This is a genomic window from Deinococcus alpinitundrae, from assembly GCF_009982895.1.
GTDB classification, from domain to species: Bacteria; Deinococcota; Deinococci; order Deinococcales; family Deinococcaceae; genus Deinococcus; species Deinococcus alpinitundrae.
The window spans coordinates 1-254 of record NZ_WXZL01000371.1 but is presented as its reverse complement, the minus strand read 5'-3'; the positions used below and the strand labels follow the sequence as shown (position 1 = coordinate 254).

Here is a 254-nt window from a genome sequence, read left to right as displayed (position 1 = left end):
GAGTGAGCAGAAGAAGGCCGTTATGGCCGATATCGAGAAGGACTGCACCGCGAAGACGCAGCTGAAATGCGAGGTCATCTCTTTCTATAGCGGCGGCGAATACTGGCTCTATAGATTCAAGAAATACACCGATCTTCGCATTGTCTTTGCACCAGAAGAGCAGATATCGTTCTTTGGCGGCGATTACGACAATTTTACGTATCCGCGATACGACCTCGACATCACTTTCCTGAGAGCATACGAGAACGGCAAGC

General features: G+C 49.6%; 1 protein-coding gene. It reads left to right on the top strand.

The window, feature by feature from the left end; translation table 11 throughout:
- Window positions 1-22: 22 nt before the first annotated feature.
- Window positions 23-254, top strand: a 232-nt coding sequence (locus GUI70_RS23795; protein WP_237725163.1) for a S46 family peptidase, incomplete at its 3' end; no start/stop codon positions are given.